Origin of the sequence: Streptomyces sp. NPDC013157, from assembly GCF_042899865.1 — a bacterium.
GTDB lineage: Bacteria > Actinomycetota > Actinomycetes > Streptomycetales > Streptomycetaceae > Streptomyces.
On record NZ_JBIBAK010000020.1, the window covers coordinates 95,749 to 115,426 of the forward strand.

Sequence of the window (19,678 nt, forward strand, 5' to 3'; positions counted from 1 at the left end):
CCACAAATACCGCTTCACGGACAGGGTTTCGGCGTACGGAACCCTCCCCCCTTGCCCCCTCCGTCGGGGGTGCGATGACAGGGCGTCAGGATCCACCCCAGGTTCTCTTCCGGTTCCGGCGACTCCCCCGCCCCAGGCTGCCCGCGCGGCCCGCCGCCGACCCCATCACCCCCTTCCCGGCCGATCCCCCAGCTCCCGGCGCCGGCACGCCTCCCCCTTGCCACCCGTCCACGCCGGGCACCGATCCGGAACGGTCACGGAACGTGTTGACCTGCATCCGTTCAGTGGCTAGCGTCCCGCCGACGGTGCCTGGCGCACCACGAACGGCACACAGCGGAAGGGTGGTTCGGCGTCATGGGCGACCGGGTCGACGTCTGGGTCGAGAAGAGCATCGCCGACCATCCCGAGAGGATCGCCGTCACCGACTCCTCCCGGGATGTCACGTACGGCGAACTGGGAGCGGCTGCCGAAACGGTACGGCGGATGCTGGTGGACGCGGGCGTCCGGCCCGGCGAGCTCGTGGGGATGCGCATGCCTCGCGGATGGCGGGTCTACGCCGCGGTGCTGGGCATCTGGCGGCACGGCTGCGGCTATGTGCCGGTGGACCCCTCCTATCCGCGACCGCGCCAGGACTTCGTACTCGCCGACGCCGGGGCCCGCACGGTGGTCGAGCCCGGTCCCGACGAGGGATTCACCTTGAGCACCCCTCCGGCGGCGGACTCGCCGGCATCGCCCGCGCCGGACGGTACCGCCTACGTCATCCACACCTCGGGCTCCACGGGCCGCCCGAAGGGTGTGGTGATGTCGCACCGGAGTCTGGCGGCCTTCCTCCTCGGCTTCGTGTCGTCCCTCGGTCTCGGCGCCGACGAGGTCTGGGCCCAGTCCACGTCCCCCTGTTTCGACGTGAGTCTGGCCGAGTCATGGGCTCCGCTGGTGACCGGCGCCCGGCTGCTGGCGGTGCCGGAGCAGGCGCTGCGGGACCCACGTCGTCTCGCCTCCCTGCTGACCGAGGCGGGCGCGACGGTCCTGAGCCAGGTGCCGACCGTCTTCCGCTATCTGCTCGACGCCGCCGAGCGGACCGGCACCTCCTTCCCCGCACTGCGCCGCGTGCTGCTCGCGGGAGAGCCGGTGGAACTGACGGTGGTCTCCCGCTGGGCCGATCTGGGGCTCTCCCCCGGCGCGACCTACCACAATCTGTACGGCCCGACGGAGGGCACGGTGTACGCGACCTGGCAGGAGCTGACCCCGCGCACGCTGGCCCGGCGGGACGCCCCGGGCACCCCGATCGGCAGCGCCCTCCCGCACGTCGACGTCGAACTGAGGGCCGACGGGCGCCCGGTGGCCGACGGGGAGACCGGGGAGATCCTTCTCGCCGGGGGGATCGCGGACGGCTATCTGGGGCGCCCCGAGCTGACCGAGCGGGCGTTCGTCCGCGATGCCGACGGCCGGACCTGGTACCGGACCGGTGATCTCGCCGTCCGGGACGACGACGGCACCCTGCGCTGCCTCGGCCGGGCCGACGGCCAGGTCAAGGTGCGCGGTATGCGGGTCGAGCTGGGAGAGATCGAGAGCCGTCTCCTCGCATGCCCCGGGGTGGCCTCCGGCGCCGTGGTCGTGGTGCCCAGTCCGCGCGGGGAACCCATGCTGGTCGCGTGCTTCGTCCCCCGCGACGAAGCCGACGACACGCTCGCGGAGCGGTTGCCCGCCGAGCTGGCGGCGTTCCTGCCGGCCCACATGGTGCCCGCCAGGTTCCTGCCGCTGCCCACGCTGCCTCTCACCCTCAGCGGCAAGCTGGACCGCGGCGAGCTGGAGAAGACCGCCGGCGCACGCCGCCCCCGCACCCGGTGACGTCGGGTCCTGACCCGGTCCCGCCCGAGGTCACGCCCGCGAGCAGTGACACCTCGGGCCGGACGCGCTCGACACCCTCGCCGGTCGCCGATCAACACTGCCGCGACCCTCTGGGCCCACGTCTCCCGGCTCGGATCCTTTCGAACTGCGTCTTCTGCACAGGCTGTTCACACCCGTTTCTTCCATTTCGCTCTTTTCGCTACCCGTTCGTCTTTGCTGCCGGACAGTTTGGTGAGCACCTTCCCCCATGGTCAGCGAGTCGCGCACTGGAGAACCTTGAAGCAGCGGGGATCACAACCGGAAAACTCCGCACTTATCGCTGCAAATCGCTACAAAACAGGAGCAACCGTGATAGTCAGCCGTCCCGTCATCACAGTGATCGCAGCCGTGCTGCTCGCCCTCGGCGTCATATCCGGCGCGCAGAGCTCAACCGTTCAGTCCGTGGTCGGCGTGGTGGTCGCCGGCGACAGCGGCTGGGGCAGCGTGAAACCCCCTGTAGCGCTGGACCAGCTGCCCACGCCGCACCCGACGGACGACAGCGGCTGGGGCTGAGCCGGGCACGTGGGGCGCTCCACGCGCCTGGCAGGACCTTCTGCGCGGAGGTTCCCCGCACCACCCGAGAACGGACCAGTCCGCCCTTCCGCCGGGGGCGGACCGGCCCACGTCAGGGTTCTCCTGCGACGAGGAAAACGGAATGGACACACGTCGACCGCCGATGGCTGCCGAAGCTCTGGCCTCACTGAGCGTCCGCGAGCGTGAGGTCCTGCGACATCTCGCCGACGGCCTCACCTACACGTCCATCGCACGCCGAATGGACCTGAGCCCGCACACCGTCGACACCTATCTGCGCAGGATCCGGGAGAAGTCGGGGGCCCGGAGCCGGGTCGGTCTGCTGCGTCTCGCCATCGCCGTGGCCGAGGACCAGGACAGGGGCCGGGGCCAGGACCCGGACTAGACGACAACCCCTCAGGCGTGGAGCGCAACCGCCCGGTGGGGCCGACGGTCACGGACAGAGACCGGCCGTCGGCCCCACCGGGCGGTCGTGTGACGCGGTCCCCTTCTCCCGTTCAGCCCCCTGTGTGGCGGGAACACGTGACTACATGTTTCGCGGCACGAACGCCACGATGCCTCTCACACCGCCGTCGGACGGCAGCGGGACATCTGGGTCCCGGAGGAAGCAAACGAAGACGAAGCCGACTCGACGGTGTCCACAAGCCCCTCACCAGGGATCGGGCCGACGCGAGATCGGAGAGTCAGAGCTGTGCCTGAGCCCAGACGGCTGGTGAAGCCGCTCGAGTCCTTTGTCCAGGAGTTGGCGCTGTGCGTCGCGACGAACGGGGACAGGGGACCGGCACTGCTGTGGCCCGAGGACTCCGAGACGCTACCGGAGCTGCTGCGCGTCGCGCGGCTCGCCTATCACCAGGAGCGCTGGCCGTACGCCTCCGACGCGGCGCCGCCTCGGACCGACGAGGGTCCGCGGGAGCCCGGGGCCCCGGGAGAGGAGGCGGAGCCGCTGCTGCTGGCCTCGGCGCTCGGCGCGCTGCTGGAGCTCCGGGTCCGCCCGTCCTTCCGGTTCATGCACTCCATGTCGGTCGGCGAACAACAGGCGTCGAGCACGGTCGAGTACATCGTGACCGTGCTCGAAGGCGCGTGCCGATGCAGGCTCACCCGCACGGACGGCATTCCGGGGAGCACCGTGGATCTGCGCCTTCGCGCGGGCGGGACACTCTTCGTGCCCCGCGACCACGCCTACGCTCTGCTGGACGTCCACACGCCGACGGTCCTGCTGGAACTCCTCCTGGGCGAGGCGGACTGACGGGCTGACGGGCTGACGGGCCATCAAGCCGCCCCTGTCGTCGGCCTGTTCGCGGGACCGGACTACTCGCCATGCGGGACGTCGGCGCTCTCGTCGTCCGGGTCGTCGCCCAACAGCCCCCTGGTGGCTACCGCGAAACCGGCCTGGAAGCGGCTCTCCGCCCCGAGGGTCTGCATGATGTCCGCGATGTGTTTCCGTGTGGTGCGCAGCGACATGCCGAGGCGCCGGGCGATCGTCTCGTCCTTCCGCCCGGTTGCGAGAAGCCTCAGGATGGTGCGGTCAAGGTCCTTGGCAACGGCTTCCAGTCCATCGGTGGCCGCGTCGGAGAACGGCTGGGCCTCCGTCCACGCATGCTCGAACAGCTCGCACAGGAAGTGCACGACCGACGGTTCACGGATGACGACCGCGCCCCACGTCCCCTTGTGGTCGGGCAGGAAGGCCAGTTCACGGTCGAACACGATCATCCGGCCGAAGAGCTGGTGGGCGGTGCGGTACTCGGCTCCGAGGGCGGTGGCCATGGCGACGTACGCCTGGCTGGGGCTGTTGAACCGTGCGGTGTGGTGGTAGAGGGTCCGGATCCGCACCCCGCGGGCGAGCATCTCGCCGTCCCTGGCCAGCGCGTCCTTGAGCACTTCGGGTGCCCGCGTGCCGCCCGGCTGGACGGTGATCATCTCCTCGCGGCACAGCTCGGCCGCCCGGTCCAGGGCGACCCGTACCTCGGTCAGAGCAGGGATGGTGTCGAGGGGCGCGGGGGTGGCACGCTGCGCCTCCTCGTAGTGCGAGGAGAGCTGGGCGAACTGGTCGCGGAAGGCGCGCAGCGAGATCTGCTGCTCGCGTATGGCCCTCTCCAGCGGGGCGGTGGCCACGGCGGCGGCCAGATGCGGGTCGACCGCCCGCATCACCTGGTCGTCCTCCGCGTGCCGCTGGAGCAGGCCCACTTGGAGGAGAGCGTCGACGGCGCGCGTCACCGTGGCTTCGTCGAGCGCGAGTTCCGCGGCCATCCGGGAGAGGTCGAACTGCCGGCGCAGGGCGAGCCACCGGTAGACGGCCACCTCCTCGGCGCCGAGTCGGTCGCCCACACCGAAAGGCTGGCTCTTGGCCTCCTGCCTCAACGTCATCCCCTCTCCGTGACAAGTAACGCGGGAACGCAGGACACGCCGCCGAACGTCCCCCGGGCCGGTACGTGGCGCGGCGATGACGTGGTGAAGGGGAGATGACTCGGGCAGCCCTCGGGGAATCGATTCGCCCGGGCCCGACCGGCGCGTTCCGGTACCGCGTGACCTCCGCGGCCTCTGTGTGAGCAGGAGGCATCTCGCGCCGAGCCGAACCGGCCGGCGACGGTCGTGGGTGGCAAGGCGTCTCCTCCGCCGGGGTCGAGAAGGTGTCGTGTGTTCATCGCATCCGTTCCCCAGGTCGGCCCACGTGCACCAGGCGGGCCGATAATCCGACGAGTGTTCACCGCGACGTCGGCGAGGACCGTCAGGCCCGGCACCGCACGATACGGCCAGCCGCATTGGAGACATATGGGACGCTCCCCCAACGCAGCCCGGCCGGCCTCACAAGTCGCCAAACCCACCCCCGGACGACACACCGCCACCGGTCCTCACCGGCGGTCCTCGTGCCGCAACCAGTCCCTCGCTGGGCAGAGACAACCATAGCGTCCTGGTAGGCAAGGTGACATGACAATCGGAGCCGCTCGGCGCGCCGCGGCACGTGCGCGCCACCGCGCGCCGCCCTGCCGGGTCGACGACCGACCGAAGTCAGCCGATCCGGGCGAGGCGGACGTGGCACGTCGGGGGATTCCACGAGCCGTGCACGCGGTGCGTCCGGAGCTGGGCCGGCCGGTCACCGGTCGGTCCGGCCGCGACCGGTCGCGGTCACGCCCCGCCGATCGCGGATCTCCGGCAGATCGAAGGCATCCGGCACTCGCCTGGGTCGTCGGCGCCGAAGTACGATCCGGCCAACGTGCGGGGCAAGCTGGGAGGACGGACCTTGGCGGGATTGACCGGCGGTGATCCGTCTCTGCTGCGAAGGATCAATTCCGCGGTGGTGCTGCACGCGCTGCGGGCCACGGACTGTGCGACGCTCACCGAGATCACCCGGGTCACCGGGCTGTCCCGGCCGACCGTCGAGGGCGTCGTGGAGGGGCTCATCGAGGCCGGACTGGTCGTCGAGACGGCCGCCGAGGAGGGCGCCACCCGGCGACAGGGGCGGCCGGCGCGGCGGTTCCGGTTCCGGGCCGAGGCCGGGCACCTGCTGGGACTGGAGATCGGCCCGCACCGCGTCGCCGCGCTCCTGGCCGACCTCGACGGCCGGGTGCTGGGGGCACAGGCCAAGGATGTCGACGAGACCGCCGACGCGGACGAGCGGCTGGAGCGGCTGCGCACCGCCGTGGCCGAGCTGCTGCGCCGGGCCGGGGTGGCGCGCAGTTCGCTGCGGGCCGTCGGGGTCGGCACCCCCGGCATAGTCGAGGCGGACGGCCGGGTGCGGCTGGGCACCGCGCTGCCCGAGTGGACGGGGCTGCGCCTCGGCGAGCGGCTGAGCCGGTCCTTCAAGTGCCCGGTCCTGGTGGAGAACGACGCCAACGCAGCGGCGGTGGCCGAGCACTGGAAGGGCGCCGCCACCGAGTCCGACGACGTGGTGATGGTGCTGGCCGGGCTGAGTCCGGGCGCCGGATCGCTGATCGGCGGGCGGCTGCACCGGGGGTACGGCGGGGCGGCCGGGGAGATCGGCGCGCTGCATCTGCTGGGCCGGGAGGTGACCCCGGAGACGCTGCTGTCCACCACCGACGAGCCGCTGCATCCGCTGGACGAACCGGCGGTCGCCGAGGTGTTCGCGCTGGCCCGCAAGGGGGATGCGCGGGCGCGGGCGGCCGTCGACCGGTTCATACAGCGGCTGGTCCACGACGTGGCCGCACTGGTGCTGGCACTGGACCCGGAGCTGGTGGTGATCGGCGGCTGGGCGGCCGGCCTGGACGGCGTCCTGGAGCCGCTGCGCCGGGAGCTCGCGCGTTACTGTCTGCGGCCGCCCCGGGTGGCGCTCTCCCTGCTCGGTGAGGCGGCGGTGGCGACGGGCGCGCTGCGGCTCGCCCTCGACCATGTGGAGGAGCAGTTGTTCGCGGTGGACGGGACGGTCACCGCGCGCCGCTGAGCGCAGGCGCCGGGAAACGCGTCGCGCCCCGGCGGAGAACCGGGGCGCGACCTGGGGTCAGGGGCGGTGGCTAGGAGGCCTGCCGCTCGGGGCCGTGGTGGATCTCCACGCCGCCGGTGTCGCCGAAGGTCAGCCGGCAGGTGTCCGCGCGGTAGGTGGCGACGGAGAGCGCGGCGGCGCGGCCGGCGGCGAGGAACCGGGTGGTGACGACCAGCACCGGGGCGCCGGGGAGCCGGTCGAGTTCCTTGGCGTCGTCCGCGCGGGCCGAGCCGAGCTCCACGGCGCGGTCCTGGCCCTCCAGCTCCAGGCGCTGGAGCTCCCGCAGCACCGCACGCGCGCGGGGCGCTCCGGACGGCGCGTCGATCGCCGTCAGCTCCGGGACCGAGGCCGCCGGGATGTAGATCAGCTCGGCGGCGACGGGCTGGCCGTGCGTGACGCGGGAGCGGCGCACGATATGCACCGGCTCCTCCGCGCCGGTCTCCAGGGCAGTCGCGACGGCGGCGGGCGGCACCGCGAGGGTGCAGTCGGCGGGCTGCCAGGCGTCCCCGGGGGCGCCCGGCCAGGCGTGCTGGTCGGTGCCGACCGCCACGCCCATGCGCGGGGGCGCGACCGTCGTACCGACACCGCGGCGGCGCTGCAGCCGGCCCTCCAGCTCGAGCTGTTCGAGGGCCTGACGGAGGGTGGCTCGGGCCACGCCGAAGCGGGCGGCGAGGTCGCGCTCGTTGGGCAGGATCTCACCGACCGAGAACTCCGAGTCCAGTGCCTCACTGAGCACGGTCTTGAGATGCCAGTACTTCGGCTCCGGCACCGATTCCAGCTGCGTGGTCCCCACCCTGTCCTCCGCAATCGCCGTGGTCCGGCGGCGTTTTAGCGCCCTTGTTTATTAAAGGTTGTTTTACTTATCTGCGACCATAGGACGGCGCAGACCCTTGGTCAAGACCAATCCTCGATCCCTTGGCCAACGCATAGAAAGCGGTGCCACAGAGCGTTCACGGGGCGTTCGCGCGGGTGCGTTTTCGTGACGTGGTGGCAAAGCTCCCGTCGCAGGACCGCACCCCCGGCCCAGAATGATCCGGAGACCGGTGGCCGGGGCGCGACACGCCCCACCGGGGACTACCCGCGAGTAGCAATTGCTGACAAGCTGTCTACGGCGTCCGCCGAAGTCGCCAGACGAGGAGCCCCCCATGTCCGCCACCGTCTCGTTCAAAGCCCCGGCCGCGCACGGCCGGCAGGATGTGACCGTCTCGTACGCGCGCGTGGGCCGCGGCGAACCGCTGGTCCTCATCCACGGCATAGGGCATCACCGGCAGGCCTGGGACCCCGTGGTGGACATCCTCGCGACCGAGCGGGACGTGATCGCCGTGGACCTGCCCGGCTTCGGCGCCTCCCCGGCCCTGCCCGACGGTCTCGCCTACGACCTGCCGACCACCAACGCCCTGCTCGGCGCCCTGTTCGAGGCCCTGGAGCTGGACCGGCCGCACGTGGCGGGCAACTCGCTCGGCGGGCTGCTGGCGCTGGAGCTGGGCCGCGAGAAGCTCGTACGCTCCGTCACCGCCCTCTCCCCCGCCGGGTTCTGGTCACAGGCCGAACGGCGCTACGCCTTCGGTGTACTCATCGCCATGCGGCGGATCGCGGAGCGGCTGCCGCTCCCGATGATCGAGCGGCTGTCCCGGTCGGCCGCCGGACGGACCGCCCTGACGAGCACCATCTACGCCCGCCCGGCGCGCCGTTCACCCGAGGCCGTGGTCGCCGAGACGCTCGCTCTCGCGCAGGCCAGCGGATTCGCCGAGACCCTGCGGGCGGGTTCCGCCGTCCAGTTCACCGACGACGTCCCCGGCATCCCGGTCACCGTGGGCTGGGGCACCCGGGACATGCTGCTGGTACGCCGCCAGGGGGTGCGGGCCAAGCAGATCATCCCCAAGGCCCGGCTGGTCCGGCTGCCCGGCTGCGGACACTGCCCGATGAACGACGACCCGGCGCTGGTCGCCCGCGTCATCCTCGACGGCAGCCGCTGACGGACGGCCGGGCGCCGACGCCGTGTCCGCAGCGGCCGGCCGGTGCCTGTCGGCCGGCGACACAGTGCGGTGCGGGGCCCGGTCGACCGGTGGCCGGCGGCGGCCGACACGAGTCAGAGCCCTGGCCACCGGCGACCGGTCCCCGGCACGGCAGTCCGGAACACGTCCGGTCGCCGGCCGGACGCCGACGCCGGAGCGCCCCCTGCCGGGCTGAGGGGTGGCCGTCGGCGACCGGTGGCCGAGCCGTGGCAGGGCGCCGGAGCCCAGGGCGACCCCGGCTCCCACCAGGGCCCCGCCGACGGCCTGGGCGGGTCCGTAGGAGCCCGTCCCGACGAGCGGGGCGGTGCAGACGGCGGTCAGCGGGACGAGGCCGGTGAACAGCGTCGCGCGCTCCGTGCCGATCCGCTGTACGCCCATGTACCAGCACACGAACCCGATGACGGTGACGACGGCCGCCTGCCACAGCAGCGCGGCCGTCTCCGCGGCACCGGGCCGGCGCAGCCACGCCCCACCGTCGAGCACGGCCCCGGTCCCGGCCGCCTCGACCGCGGCGAGGGCGCACACGGCGGCGGTCAGCAGCCGGGGACCGAGCGCGCGCAGCACCGGTCCCGCGAGCACCGCGAACCCGACCTCACCGGCCAGGGCGCACACCGAGAAGGCGAGACCGCTCGCGTCCGTCCGCCCCCAGCCCTGGACCGCGAAGGCGCCGACCGCTACCAGCAACGCCCCGCGGAGTACCTGCCGTTGAGGCCGACGGCGGTCCAGGAGCGGGACCAGGACCGCGACCGCCACCGGGGCGCAGCCGACGAAGACGCCCGGCACCGCCGGTTCCGCGGTGCGCTCGGCCGCGAGGACGGCCAGGTTGAAGCCGACCATCCCGACGGCGGCGAGCAGGGCCAGCCGCAGCCACGCGCGCGCCCCGAGTCCGCGCAGCCGCTCGGCCGCGCCCGGCCCGACGAACGGCACGAGCAGCAGGCACGCCAGTCCGTAGCGGAGGAACTGGCCGCCCGCGTAGGGGTAGTGGCCCAGCACGCTGTTGGCCGTGAAGGAGGCGCCGACGAGCACGTAGGCGAGCGCGGTCAGCAAGGAGCCGCGCGTGGTGGTCGCGTTCATGAGGACGACGCTAGGAACCCGGGCGGTCCGGATTAAGGTCCACTTCCATGACGTCATCGGGGACCAATCCGGGCGACCTGCCGGGCTCCGCCGCGTGGGAGCTGCTGCTGCCGGCCGCCTCGGCACCGGCACGCGCGCGTGGGCGTTTCCTCCAGGCCGCGCTGCGGGAGGCGATCCGGGCAGGGCGGCTCGCGCCCGGCACCCGGCTGCCGTCCAGCCGGGAGCTGGCCAAGGACCTCAGGGTGTCGCGGGGGCTGGTCACGGAGGCGTACGAGCAGCTGGCAGCGGAGGGCTACCTGCGCAGCGGCCGGGGGGCGGGGACCTGGGTGAGCGGTGCCGTGCGGGCGGCGGCGCCACGCGCGCGTGACCTCGCGCCGGGCCCGCACGGCGTACGGGTGAGTTTCGTGCCGGGGTCGCCGGACCTGTCACTGTTCCCGCGGGCCGCCTGGGGCGCCGCCCAGCGCGAGGTGCTGGCGGAGCTGCCGCACCGCGACCTCGGCTACCCGGACCCACGCGGACTGCCCCGGCTGCGCTCGGCTCTCGCCGAACTGCTGGCCCGGCGCCGGGGGGTGGTCGCCGACCCGGAGCGGATCGTGGTCGTCTCCGGAGTGGCGCAGGCGGCGGCGCTGCTCGGTTCCGTGCTGCACGCGCGCGGGGTGCGCGAGATCGGCGTGGAGGATCCCGGCAGCCCGCAGCACGACGCCCTGTACGCGGCGGCCGGACTGCGCACGGTACCGCTGCCCCTGGACGCCGAGGGCCTGGCGCCGGGTCCGCTGCACGCGTCCGGCGTCCGCGCGGCGGTGACGACACCCGCCCACCAGTACCCGACCGGGATCGCCTGCTCCCCCGGGCGCCGTGCCCGGCTGCTGGACTGGGCCCGCTCGGTGGACGGGCTGCTCCTGGAGGACGACTACGACGGCGACTTCCGCTACGACCGGGCCCCGGTCGGCGCCCTCCAGGGCCTCGACCCGGAACGCGTGGCGTACACCGGGTCGGTCAGCAAGTCCCTCGCCCCGGGACTGCGGCTGGGCTGGCTGCTGGTGCCGGAGTTCCTGGCGGACGCCGTCGTCGAGCGCAAGCGGACCACGGACCTGGGTCATCCCTCCGTCGACCAGGCGGTGTTCGCCCGGTTCCTGGAGCGCGGCGACTACGACCGGCAGCTGCGCCGCTGCCAGCGCGCCTACCGGGAGCGGCGGAACGTCCTGGTCGCCGCCCTGGCCGAGCACTTCCCGCACGCGCGCGTGTCGGGGATCGCGGCAGGGCTGCACGCCATCGCCGAACTCCCCGACCGGTACGGGCCGGAGAGCCGTTTCGTGCGGCGGGCGGCGGCGGCCGGGGTCGCGGTGCGTCCGCTGAGCGCGTGCACGCACGCGCCGGGCGACGAGTCCGGCGTACGGCTGGTGCTGGGGTACGCGCATCTGCCGGCGGCCCGGATCCGGGAGGGCGTGCGGGTGATGGCGGAGGCAGTGGACGGGTGACGGCGACGCGGCCTGCCCCGGAACGACGACGTGACGGCCGGGCCGGAACGACCACGACCCGGCCGCCCTCCGGAGGGACAGCGCTTGCGGGGGCGGGTCAGTTGTTCACTCGCGGTTTGCGTGTGCGCTGCGGCGCCCCAGTAGTTGTGGCTGTGCATAACTGGCCGGATCCCGTTCTGGAGGCCCTTCCATGTCCCTTTCGCTCCCTGGCCGCCGCAGTGTGCTGCGCGGCTCGCTCGCCGCGTCGGCGGCCCTGACCCTGCCCACGGCGCTCGGTTCCGCGCCGGCGTTCGCACTGTCCGGGCGCCCCCGGGCCGACTGGGGCGTGCAGGCGGGCGACGTGACCGCCGACTCCGGCCTGGTCTGGGTCCGTTCGGACCGGCCGGCCCGGATGATCGTGGAGACCTCGGCCACCGAGTCGTTCCGGGGCGCCCGCAGGTGGCACGGCCCGCTGCTCGGCGCCGACAGCGACTTCACCGGCACCACGCGGCTGCACGGGCTGCCGTCCGGCGAGCAGATCCACTACCGCGTGCTGCTCGCCGACCCGGACGACCCGCGCCGCACGGGCGAGCCGGTCACCGGCACCTTCCGCACCGCGTCCGCGCGCCGCCGCCAGGACGTGAGGTTCGTCTGGTCCGGCGACCTGGCCGGGCAGGGCTGGGGCATCAACGAGTCCATCGGCGGCTACCGCATCTTCGACGCGATGGCGAAGCTGGACCCGGACTTCTTCCTGTGCAGCGGTGACAACATCTACGCCGACGGCGTCATCTCGACGACCCAGGCGCTGCCCGACGGCAGCCTGTACCGCAACGTCACCTCCGAGGCGAAGTCGCACGTCGCGGTCACGCTGGACGACTTCCGCGGCAACTTCCGCTACAACCTGCTGGACGAGGCGCTGCGCCGGTTCAACGCCCAGGTGCCGAACGTCATCCAGTGGGACGACCACGAGGTCCGCAACAACTGGTACCCGGGCGAGGTCATCGGCACCGGCACCGCCTATCCCGCCGGTACGAAGCTGGACGACATGGCGCTGCGGTCCCGGCAGGCGTTCTCCGAGTACTTCCCCATCTCGACGATCAGCGGCCGCCCGGACGGCCGGATCTACCGCGTCCACCACCACGGCCCGCTCCTCGACGTGTTCGTCCTCGACATGCGGACCTACCGCAACGCCAACTCGCCCGACGACCAGACGACCGACCCGCAGGGCATCCTCGGCGCCGAGCAGCTGACGTGGCTGAAGCGCGAGCTGTCGCGGTCGCGTGCGGTGTGGAAGGTGATCGCCGCGGACATGCCGCTCGGTCTTGTCGTGCCCGACCCGGTCGAGGGCAAGGCGAACTTCGAGGCCGTCGCCCAGGGCGACCCGGGCGCGCCGCTCGGCCGCGAGCTGCAGATCGCGGAGCTGCTGCGGTACATCAAGCACCGGAAGATCACCGGCACGGTGTGGCTGACGGCCGACGTCCACCACACCTCGGCCCAGCACTACGACCCGTCCCGGGCCGCGTTCAAGGACTTCGCGCCGTTCTGGGAGTTCGTCTCCGGCCCGCTGAACGCCGGTGCCTTCCCGGCCAACGCGCTGGACGGCACGTTCGGCCCCGACCGGGTGTTCGTCAAGGCGCCGACCGCCTCGAACGTGTCACCCGCCGAGGGCTACCAGTTCTTCGGCGAGGTCGACATCGACGGTGCCAGCGGCGAGCTGACGGTGCGGCTGCGCGAGTACGACGGCACCGTGCTGTTCACGCAGACCCTGCAGCCGGGCCGAGTCGGCCAGTAACTCCCGTACGCTTTCACAGGGCCGCGCACCGGCGTCATCCCCCGGCGCGCGGCCCTGCCGCATTCTCCGAACTCGCCCGCCCACGGTGCGTCTTCGTGTTGTTCTCGCAGGTCGGAGCCGATTGTCAGTGGTCGCCTCTACGGTTTTTCCCATGACGCGATCTTCACAGGCCGTGGCCTATCGTCAACTCTCCGTGCTGCGCTCCGGCGCCGACGGCCGCCATCTCGGGCTCGAGACCTCCCGGGGTGCGACACCCACCGGGGTCGAGGACCATCCGCGGTTCTTCGCGGGCTTCCTGACCTCCCCTCAGGTGGCCGCGGCCGGGCTGCTCGCGGTGGCGGACGTGGCGGCGGCGCGGTACTACCAGCCGCAGCTGCGCGCCTCGCTGGACCCGGTGGTGACGGGCAACGGCGACCGGCTGCGCTTCGAGTCCTTCTCCGGCTGCGGCGGCGTGTACGCCCGGCTGGACGTCCTCGGCCCGGGACTGGACGGCGGCGAGGTGGGCCAGGGCACGACGAACGTCGACGTCAACAACCCGCTGCGGGAAGCGCTCTCCCGGCTCGGCTCGGACGACCCGCTGCATCTGCGGGTCGGCCCGGAGGAGTTGGCGGTCACCACGCTGGACGGGCCGGTGGTGGAGAAGAAGGTCCCGCTGCCGGACCGCTGGCTGCGCGGCTTCGCGGAGGCGCAGGTCATAGCCGCCGGGTTCGATCTGCGGGCCGAGCTGCCGGCGGACGAGGCGGTACGTTTCCTGCGCTCGCTCCCCCGCGGCGGCACCGCCCGCCGGGGTCCGGCGGGTCCCGGCTGGGTGGTGCCGGCGGGCCGGGGGCTGCGGCCGACGACCCGGCGGGTGCCGGGTGCGGTGTGCCTGCCGGGACCGGAGCGGCTGGCCGCGCTGCAGCGGGTGCTGCGCCATGCGACGGCCCTGCGCGTCTACGGTCCGCAGGGCGCCCTCGCCGCCTCCGGTACGGCCGCCGCCTGGGAGGTCCTGCTCCAGGGCATGCGGCTCACGCTGACGCTGTCGCCGGACCCGGCCCGGGGGTTCTCCGGTGAGGGCGGCGTGCTGGACGCCCTTGCCACCGACGAGGCCGCCGAGGACGCGGAGCTGATCGCGGTCCTGCTGGCCTGGGAGCCCCGCGTCGACATCGCCGACCTGGCCGCTTCCTCCGGGCTCACCCCGGAGCGGGTCCGCGCGGCCCTGGTCCGGCTCGGCACCTCGGGACGCGTCGGCTACGACACGGCGGAGGCCGCCTACTTCCACCGCGAACTGCCGTACGACGCGGGGCGCGTGGAGCGGCACAACCCCCGGCTGCGGTCGGCCCGGGCGCTGGTGGCCGCGGGCGCGGTGGCGCTGGAGGGCGAGTTGGGCACGGTGACCGCCGAGGACGGTCATGTGCACCGGGTGCGGGATACGGCGGGGGTGCTGAGCTGCAGTTGTCTGTGGTGGGCGAAGTACCGCGGCGGACGCGGGCCGTGCAAGCACGCGCTGGCGGTACGGATGGCGCGGCGGGGGGCCGCGGTGGCGCAGGACGAGAAGCAGAACGTGGCTCAGGACATGACGGCGATCGGCGGGGGTGCGTGATGAGCGCGGTGCTGGAGGCGGTACGGGCGGGGCGCGTCGGGGAGACGGCCCTCCTCGTGGGAAAGCTGGCGGATGCCGAACGACGCGCGCTGCTGCCCGGGTTGCAGGCCCTGCGCAAGGAGCTGCGGGCCGCGCCCTGGGAGAGCCGGTCCGAGCGCACGTATCCGGCGCTCCAGGTGGCCGGGGCCATGTGCCACTCGGGGGCCGCCGCGGCCGCGACCTGGATCGCGGGGGCCGACATGCGCTGGCGCCAGGTACCGGCGGACGCGCTGCTGAAGGCGCTGGCGGACCGGGACACCGGCTGGCAGGCCGACGTGGCCCGGCGGCTGGCCGCGCGGCCGGTCTCCGCGGACGTGCCGTTCCTGCTGATGGCCGGCCTGGTGCGCCGCTCGGGGTGCGAGGTCCCGGTGACGGACGCCTATGTGGTCGGCTGGGTCCGGTACATCGGCCACAGCTGGGGGCGCGTGCCCCTCGTCGACCGGCTGCGCGCCGAACCCGACCTCGCGCCGCTGGTGAACGGCCTGTTCGAGCTCTCCGATCTCGGCGAGGTCCGCTGGCTGTTCGGTGAGGGTCCCGGTTCCTGGCAGAGCGCCCTCGCGGAGCTGACCGGCACGGGCGTGCTGGAGCGCAAGGCGGTGGTCGACGCCTGTGTGGCCCGGCTGCTGCGCGGCGGCGGCCCGACCGACCACCGGGTCTTCCTGCCGCTGCTGGGCAAGCTCGCCCTCACCCGGGAGGAGGAGCGCGAGCGGGTCGCCGACTGGACGGCGCTGGCCCGGGACGCCGCCTCCCCGGTCGCCGCCCACGCCCAGTCGGTCCTCGCCGCCCTGGCGCTGGACGGCGACCTCACCCCGCGTCGGCTGGCCGAGGCCTCCGAAGGCCTGCTGTTCCGCGCCGAGAAGAAGCTGGTGCGCGCCCAGCTGGTGCTGCTCGGCAAGGTGCTGGCTCGCGACCCGTCCGCGGCCGCGGAGCTGCTGCCGACGGTGGCCCAGGCGTTCGGTCACGAGGACACCCAGGTACAGGAGCGGGCGCTGAAGCTGGTGGAGCGGCATGCGAAGCGGCTCGACGGCGAGCCCGCGGTCCGGTCCGGGATCGCCGTCGCGGCCGAGCGGCTGAGCCCGGCTCTGCGCGTCCGGGCGGCCGATGCGCTCGGTATCGCGGCGACGCCGGTGCCCGATTCGTACGAGGAGGTGCTGCCGCCGGCCCCGGAGCCGTTCCGGCTCGCGCCGGCCCCGGACTCGGCGGTGGAACTCGCCGAGGAGATCGGCGCCCTGCTGGCGTCCGAGGGGGACGTGGCCGCGTTCGAGCGGGCGCTGGACGGTCTGGCACGCCACGCCCACCGTGATCAGGACGCGTTGCGGGAGGCGCTCGAACCGGTCGCGGCCACCCGCTGGTGGAAACAGTCCGAGCCGAGTCGCGGGTGGCACACCGAGGAGTACTTCGGCAACACCCGCTACGGTCTCCTCGCCGCCCGGGACGGCCTCGAACTGCTTCTGGCCTCGCTGTACGGCGCTGTGAGCTCCGACGTCCTGCTGGCCGCCCTCCGTCGTGGTCCGGTCGGCCACGAGTGCGCGCACACCGGGTTCTCCCGGGTGCTCGACCTGCGCCTGCGCGAACTCGCCCACCGGCTACGGACGGATCCGCAGCCGCTGCTGCTGGCCACGCCGACCTGGAGCACCGGGCTGCTCGAACCGGGCGAACTGGTCGACCGGCTCGACGCCTACCGCCGTCTTGGTGCCCGGGTCGGTGCCGCCGACTTCGCGCAGGCCCTGTTCCGGGTGCGCCGCGAGGACCGTGCGGACGCCCTGGCGGCGGCCGAGCGCGCCGTCGCGCTCGGCACACCGGAAGGCGAGCGGCTCGCGCGGCTGCTGTCGGCCGAGGAGGTCGCCGTGCCCCCGTCCCGCCGCCGGACCTCGGGGCCGCGGATCCTGGTCGAGTCGGGTGAAGTCCCGGAATTCCAGGCGGACTTCCCCGAGGAGTTCCGGCGGCTCGGCCGGCCGGTCACCGCCTTCGGCGAGAGCCGGTACTGCTACCACTGGGGCCAGGAGAACCATCCGCACTGGCTGGCCGCGCTCCCGGAGCGGCGTGAGCTGGTGGCCGTACGGCTGGTGCACGACCTGTCCTGGACCGCCGTGGGCGACCAGCGGGGCGCGACCGCGGTCCTCCCGCTGCTCGCCGAGTCCGGCGGCCCGGCGGGCGAGAGCACGCACCTGTGCGTGGCGTACGGGCTGGGCGCCCGGCATCCGGAGGACCGACTGGCCGCGGTGGACGCGCTGCTGGTGCTCGCCGCACGCGCGCAGCTCGACACGGAGCGGCTCGGTGCCGACCTCGGCCAGCTGGTCCGGCGCGGTGCGGTGAAGCCGCTGCGGCTGGCCGAATCGGCCCGGACGGCGGCGGCCACGGGGGCGAACGCGACAATATGGGAGATGCTCCGGCACACCCTGCCCGTGCTCCTCGCCGACCTCGCGACCGGGGGGACCGCCGGCGCCCCGGTCGCGGCCCGTGGGCTCGGGGAGCTGCTCTCGGTCGCAGCCGACTGCGCCGAGCGGTCCGGGTCCCGGGGCGAGCTGCCCCATCTCTCCGGGGCGGCGGCCCGTCGCGGCTCGTCCAGGCTGGTCGTCCAGGCCCGTCGACTGTGGGACGCCCTGGCCGTGACGGCGGCAGCCTGACAGGGGAAGGAATCGGTCATTTCACGGACCCCGGCAAGCGTAAAAACCATCACAAAAAGAACGTAAGCATGCTTTACCCATCGGTCACAGACCGTTCGTGATCACGCAACACCGTTGCTTCACAGTGGCTGCATGAATCGAGACATGTCTGATGTGACACGCACGAGGAACGGACGGCCCGTGCACCACTGGCGACGGGACGTCGTCGAGCTCGCCGCCCTGTTCACGGCCGTCGCGGTGGCCGACGCGGTGGCGAACCTGGTCGGGCACGGACCCGACGGTCCGGCACTGCTGGTGATCTCGGCGCTCATGCTGGCGGCGACGGCGGGCTTCCACGTCTGGTGGGCGAGGCGCCCAGGTCACGCACCGCCGGTGACGGATACCGATACCGGCGTCCGGCCGGCCGTTCCCGAGGCACGGCAGGCCGGACCCGGAGCGGACGCCGCGGGAACCGGCGACCGGGCGAGCACGCTGTGGCGGCTGCGGACGACGGTGCGGGACGAACCCGGTTCGCTGGCGGCGCTGTGCAGCGCGCTCGCCGGGCAGCGCGTGGACATCCTGAGCCTGCAGACGCATCCGCTGGGCGACGGCACCGTGGACGAGTTCCTGCTGCGGGCCCCGGGCGGACTGATCGCCGGCGAGATCACGCGGGCGGTCGCGCTGGCCGGGGGCACGGACACCTGGATCGAGCGGGCCGACGCCCACGATCTGGTGGACGCCCCGACCCGGGTCCTGGGCCTGGCCACCCGAACCGCCCTGGACGCGGCGGAACTTCCGCTGGCCCTCCGGCAGTTGTTGGGGAGGTGCACGATCCGCTCACTCCCCGCCCACCCGGTCGGCGGGGCCCGGAGCCCCGAGGCGGTTCCCGTCGAGGGGGCGCTGGAGGACACCGTGATGCGGCTGCGTGCGCCGGAGGGGGGAGTGATCACCGTGGAACGGCCGTATCTCCCGTTCACGCCGACCGAGTTCGCGCGGGCGCGGGCGCTGGTGGAGCTGGACGCCCGGCTCGGGCCGCGCATCCCGCGCAGCCAGGACGTGATCTCGTTGCCCGCGGGCAACGAGATCACCGTGCGCCGGGCCGACACCGGTGACCTGCGCGCGGCGAAGGCGATGCACGAGCGCTGCTCGACGCGGACGCTCGGGCTGCGCTACCACGGGCCGGTCGGGGACGCGGACCGTTACCTGAACCACCTGCTCAGCCCCCGCTTCGGCCGGACGCTGGCGGTGCAGACCGCGTCGGGCCGGATCGTCGGCCTCGGGCATCTGCTGTGGGACGGGGACGAGACCGAGGTGGCGCTGCTCGTCGAGGACGACTGGCAGCGGCGCGGTATCGGCAGCGAGTTGCTCGGCCGGCTGGTGAGGATGGCCGTCGAGGCGGGCTGCGAGAGCGTGTACGCGGTGACGCAGGCGTCCAACACGGGGATGGTGGCGGCGATGCGGGGGCTGGGATTGCCGCTCGATTACCAGATCGAGGAGGGGACGTTGGTCATCACGGCCCGGCTGGAGGCGGTGCCGGGGGACGCCGTGACCGCCGCGGGGTGGCTTTCCGGTGCCGGTGAGCTGGGGAACGCCGAAGCGCCGTAGCGCACGGCCGGTCGGCGGCTGCGGGTGCGTGGGGGCCGGCCGCGCCCACGCGGCGGACCCGCACATGAATACGGCCCCGCAGCCGAAGGGTCGCCACAGCCTCGCAGCCCCGCCTCGGGGGACGTCAGTCAGCGCCCGGGCAGCCGCTCCGTGACCTCCTGCAGGATCCAGCCGTTGCCGTCGGGGTCGCTGAAGGAGGCGTACGCGGCGTACGTGCGGCCGTCCGGGTCGGGGCCGTCGACCCGGACCTGGCTGCCCGTGTCGTAGACGTTGTGGTAGACCTCGCTCACCTCGACGCCTCTGCCGAGAAGATCGGCACGGGCCGCCTGGATGTCGCTGACCACGAGGTACAGGCCCTGGGCGGAGCCGGGTGCCGCCGGGGTGATTCCGCGGCCGAAGTGGATCGAGCACGCCGAACCGGGAGGCGTCAGCTGGATGATCCGGAAATCCGGGCCCGCCTCGTAGTCCGCGTCGAGCCGCCATCCCAGGTTCCGACAGAACCCGAGGGCACGGTCGACGTCCGCGACCGGGATCGCGGCCACCTCGAACCTCATGTCCATCGTCGGCTCCAGATCTTCGATCGGTGACCATCCCGGCTCCGTTCGCCCCGGACAGGAATCACTGTGGCGCAGGGGACGGAAGCCCCGCATGTGCT

Annotated in this window: 14 protein-coding genes and 1 pseudogene; 11 read left to right on the forward strand and 4 right to left on the reverse strand. The window is 73.4% G+C overall.

What is annotated here, in order from left to right; all coding sequences use genetic code 11:
- Nucleotides 1-354: 354 nt before the first annotated feature.
- The 4 genes from ACFY6U_RS42875 (at nucleotide 355) to ACFY6U_RS42890 (ending at nucleotide 3,664) form a co-directional block, all read left to right on the forward strand.
- Entirely contained in the window at nucleotides 355-1,848 is a 1,494-nt protein-coding gene (locus ACFY6U_RS42875; RefSeq protein WP_390047255.1) for an amino acid adenylation domain-containing protein, read from the forward strand.
- Between the two features lie 348 nt (nucleotides 1,849-2,196).
- Entirely contained in the window at nucleotides 2,197-2,400 is a 204-nt protein-coding gene (locus tag ACFY6U_RS42880) for a hypothetical protein (protein WP_390047257.1), read from the forward strand.
- 142 nt (nucleotides 2,401-2,542) lie between these two features.
- Nucleotides 2,543-2,803: a response regulator transcription factor gene (locus ACFY6U_RS42885; RefSeq protein ID WP_390047259.1), complete on the forward strand. Its 261-nt coding sequence runs from the start codon at nucleotides 2,543-2,545 to the stop codon at nucleotides 2,801-2,803.
- Between the two features lie 306 nt (nucleotides 2,804-3,109).
- A complete protein-coding gene (locus ACFY6U_RS42890; RefSeq protein ID WP_390047261.1) occupies nucleotides 3,110-3,664 on the forward strand; it encodes a hypothetical protein in 555 nt (184 codons plus the stop codon).
- A 62-nt stretch (nucleotides 3,665-3,726) separates the two neighbouring features.
- Here the strand turns inward: ACFY6U_RS42890 and ACFY6U_RS42895 are convergent, their stop codons facing one another.
- Entirely contained in the window at nucleotides 3,727-4,782 is a 1,056-nt protein-coding gene (locus ACFY6U_RS42895; RefSeq protein ID WP_390047263.1) for a LuxR C-terminal-related transcriptional regulator, read from the reverse strand.
- Between the two features lie 874 nt (nucleotides 4,783-5,656).
- On the opposite strand from ACFY6U_RS42895, the gene ACFY6U_RS42900 reads away from it, so the two are divergent.
- Nucleotides 5,657-6,814 (forward strand): ROK family transcriptional regulator, encoded by a 1,158-nt coding sequence (locus tag ACFY6U_RS42900; protein ID WP_390047265.1) that lies wholly within the window; start codon nucleotides 5,657-5,659, stop codon nucleotides 6,812-6,814.
- A 70-nt stretch (nucleotides 6,815-6,884) separates the two neighbouring features.
- On the opposite strand, the gene ACFY6U_RS42905 is transcribed toward ACFY6U_RS42900, so the two are convergent.
- Nucleotides 6,885-7,646, reverse strand: a complete 762-nt coding sequence (locus tag ACFY6U_RS42905) for a GntR family transcriptional regulator (RefSeq protein ID WP_390047267.1) — start codon at nucleotides 7,644-7,646, stop codon at nucleotides 6,885-6,887.
- Nucleotides 7,647-7,998: 352 nt separating this feature from the next.
- Between ACFY6U_RS42905 and ACFY6U_RS42910 the strand changes: the two genes are divergently transcribed.
- Nucleotides 7,999-8,829, forward strand: coding sequence for an alpha/beta fold hydrolase (locus ACFY6U_RS42910; RefSeq protein WP_390047269.1), 831 nt, complete (start codon nucleotides 7,999-8,001; stop codon nucleotides 8,827-8,829).
- A 324-nt stretch (nucleotides 8,830-9,153) separates the two neighbouring features.
- Here the strand turns inward: ACFY6U_RS42910 and ACFY6U_RS42915 are convergent.
- A pseudogene (locus ACFY6U_RS42915) lies at nucleotides 9,154-9,999 on the reverse strand (DMT family transporter); the annotation flags it as partial.
- Here ACFY6U_RS42915 and ACFY6U_RS42920 point away from each other — a divergent pair.
- The 5 genes from ACFY6U_RS42920 to ACFY6U_RS42940 all read left to right on the forward strand — a co-directional run bounded on the left by ACFY6U_RS42920 (nucleotide 9,990) and on the right by ACFY6U_RS42940 (nucleotide 19,023).
- Entirely contained in the window at nucleotides 9,990-11,420 is a 1,431-nt protein-coding gene (locus ACFY6U_RS42920) for a PLP-dependent aminotransferase family protein (protein WP_390047271.1), read from the forward strand. The pseudogene ACFY6U_RS42915 and the gene ACFY6U_RS42920 sit on opposite strands and share 10 nt — an antisense overlap.
- 190 nt (nucleotides 11,421-11,610) lie before the next feature.
- Entirely contained in the window at nucleotides 11,611-13,191 is a 1,581-nt protein-coding gene (locus ACFY6U_RS42925) for an alkaline phosphatase D family protein (RefSeq protein WP_390047273.1), read from the forward strand.
- A 151-nt stretch (nucleotides 13,192-13,342) separates the two neighbouring features.
- Entirely contained in the window at nucleotides 13,343-14,773 is a 1,431-nt protein-coding gene (locus ACFY6U_RS42930) for an SWIM zinc finger family protein (RefSeq protein ID WP_390047275.1), read from the forward strand.
- Nucleotides 14,773-17,439 carry a DUF6493 family protein gene (locus tag ACFY6U_RS42935; RefSeq protein ID WP_390047277.1) on the forward strand — a complete coding sequence of 889 codons (2,667 nt, stop codon included), beginning with the start codon at nucleotides 14,773-14,775 and terminating at the stop codon, nucleotides 17,437-17,439. Before ACFY6U_RS42930 ends, ACFY6U_RS42935 begins: the two co-directional genes overlap by 1 nt.
- A gap of 180 nt (nucleotides 17,440-17,619) precedes the next feature.
- On the forward strand, nucleotides 17,620-19,023 hold the full coding sequence (locus ACFY6U_RS42940; RefSeq protein ID WP_390047279.1) for a GNAT family N-acetyltransferase: 1,404 nt from the start codon (nucleotides 17,620-17,622) through the stop codon (nucleotides 19,021-19,023).
- Between the two features lie 128 nt (nucleotides 19,024-19,151).
- Here the strand turns inward: ACFY6U_RS42940 and ACFY6U_RS42945 are convergent, their stop codons facing one another.
- On the reverse strand, nucleotides 19,152-19,583 hold the full coding sequence (locus ACFY6U_RS42945) for a VOC family protein (protein ID WP_390047281.1): 432 nt from the start codon (nucleotides 19,581-19,583) through the stop codon (nucleotides 19,152-19,154).
- Between the last annotated feature and the right edge of the window lie 95 nt (nucleotides 19,584-19,678).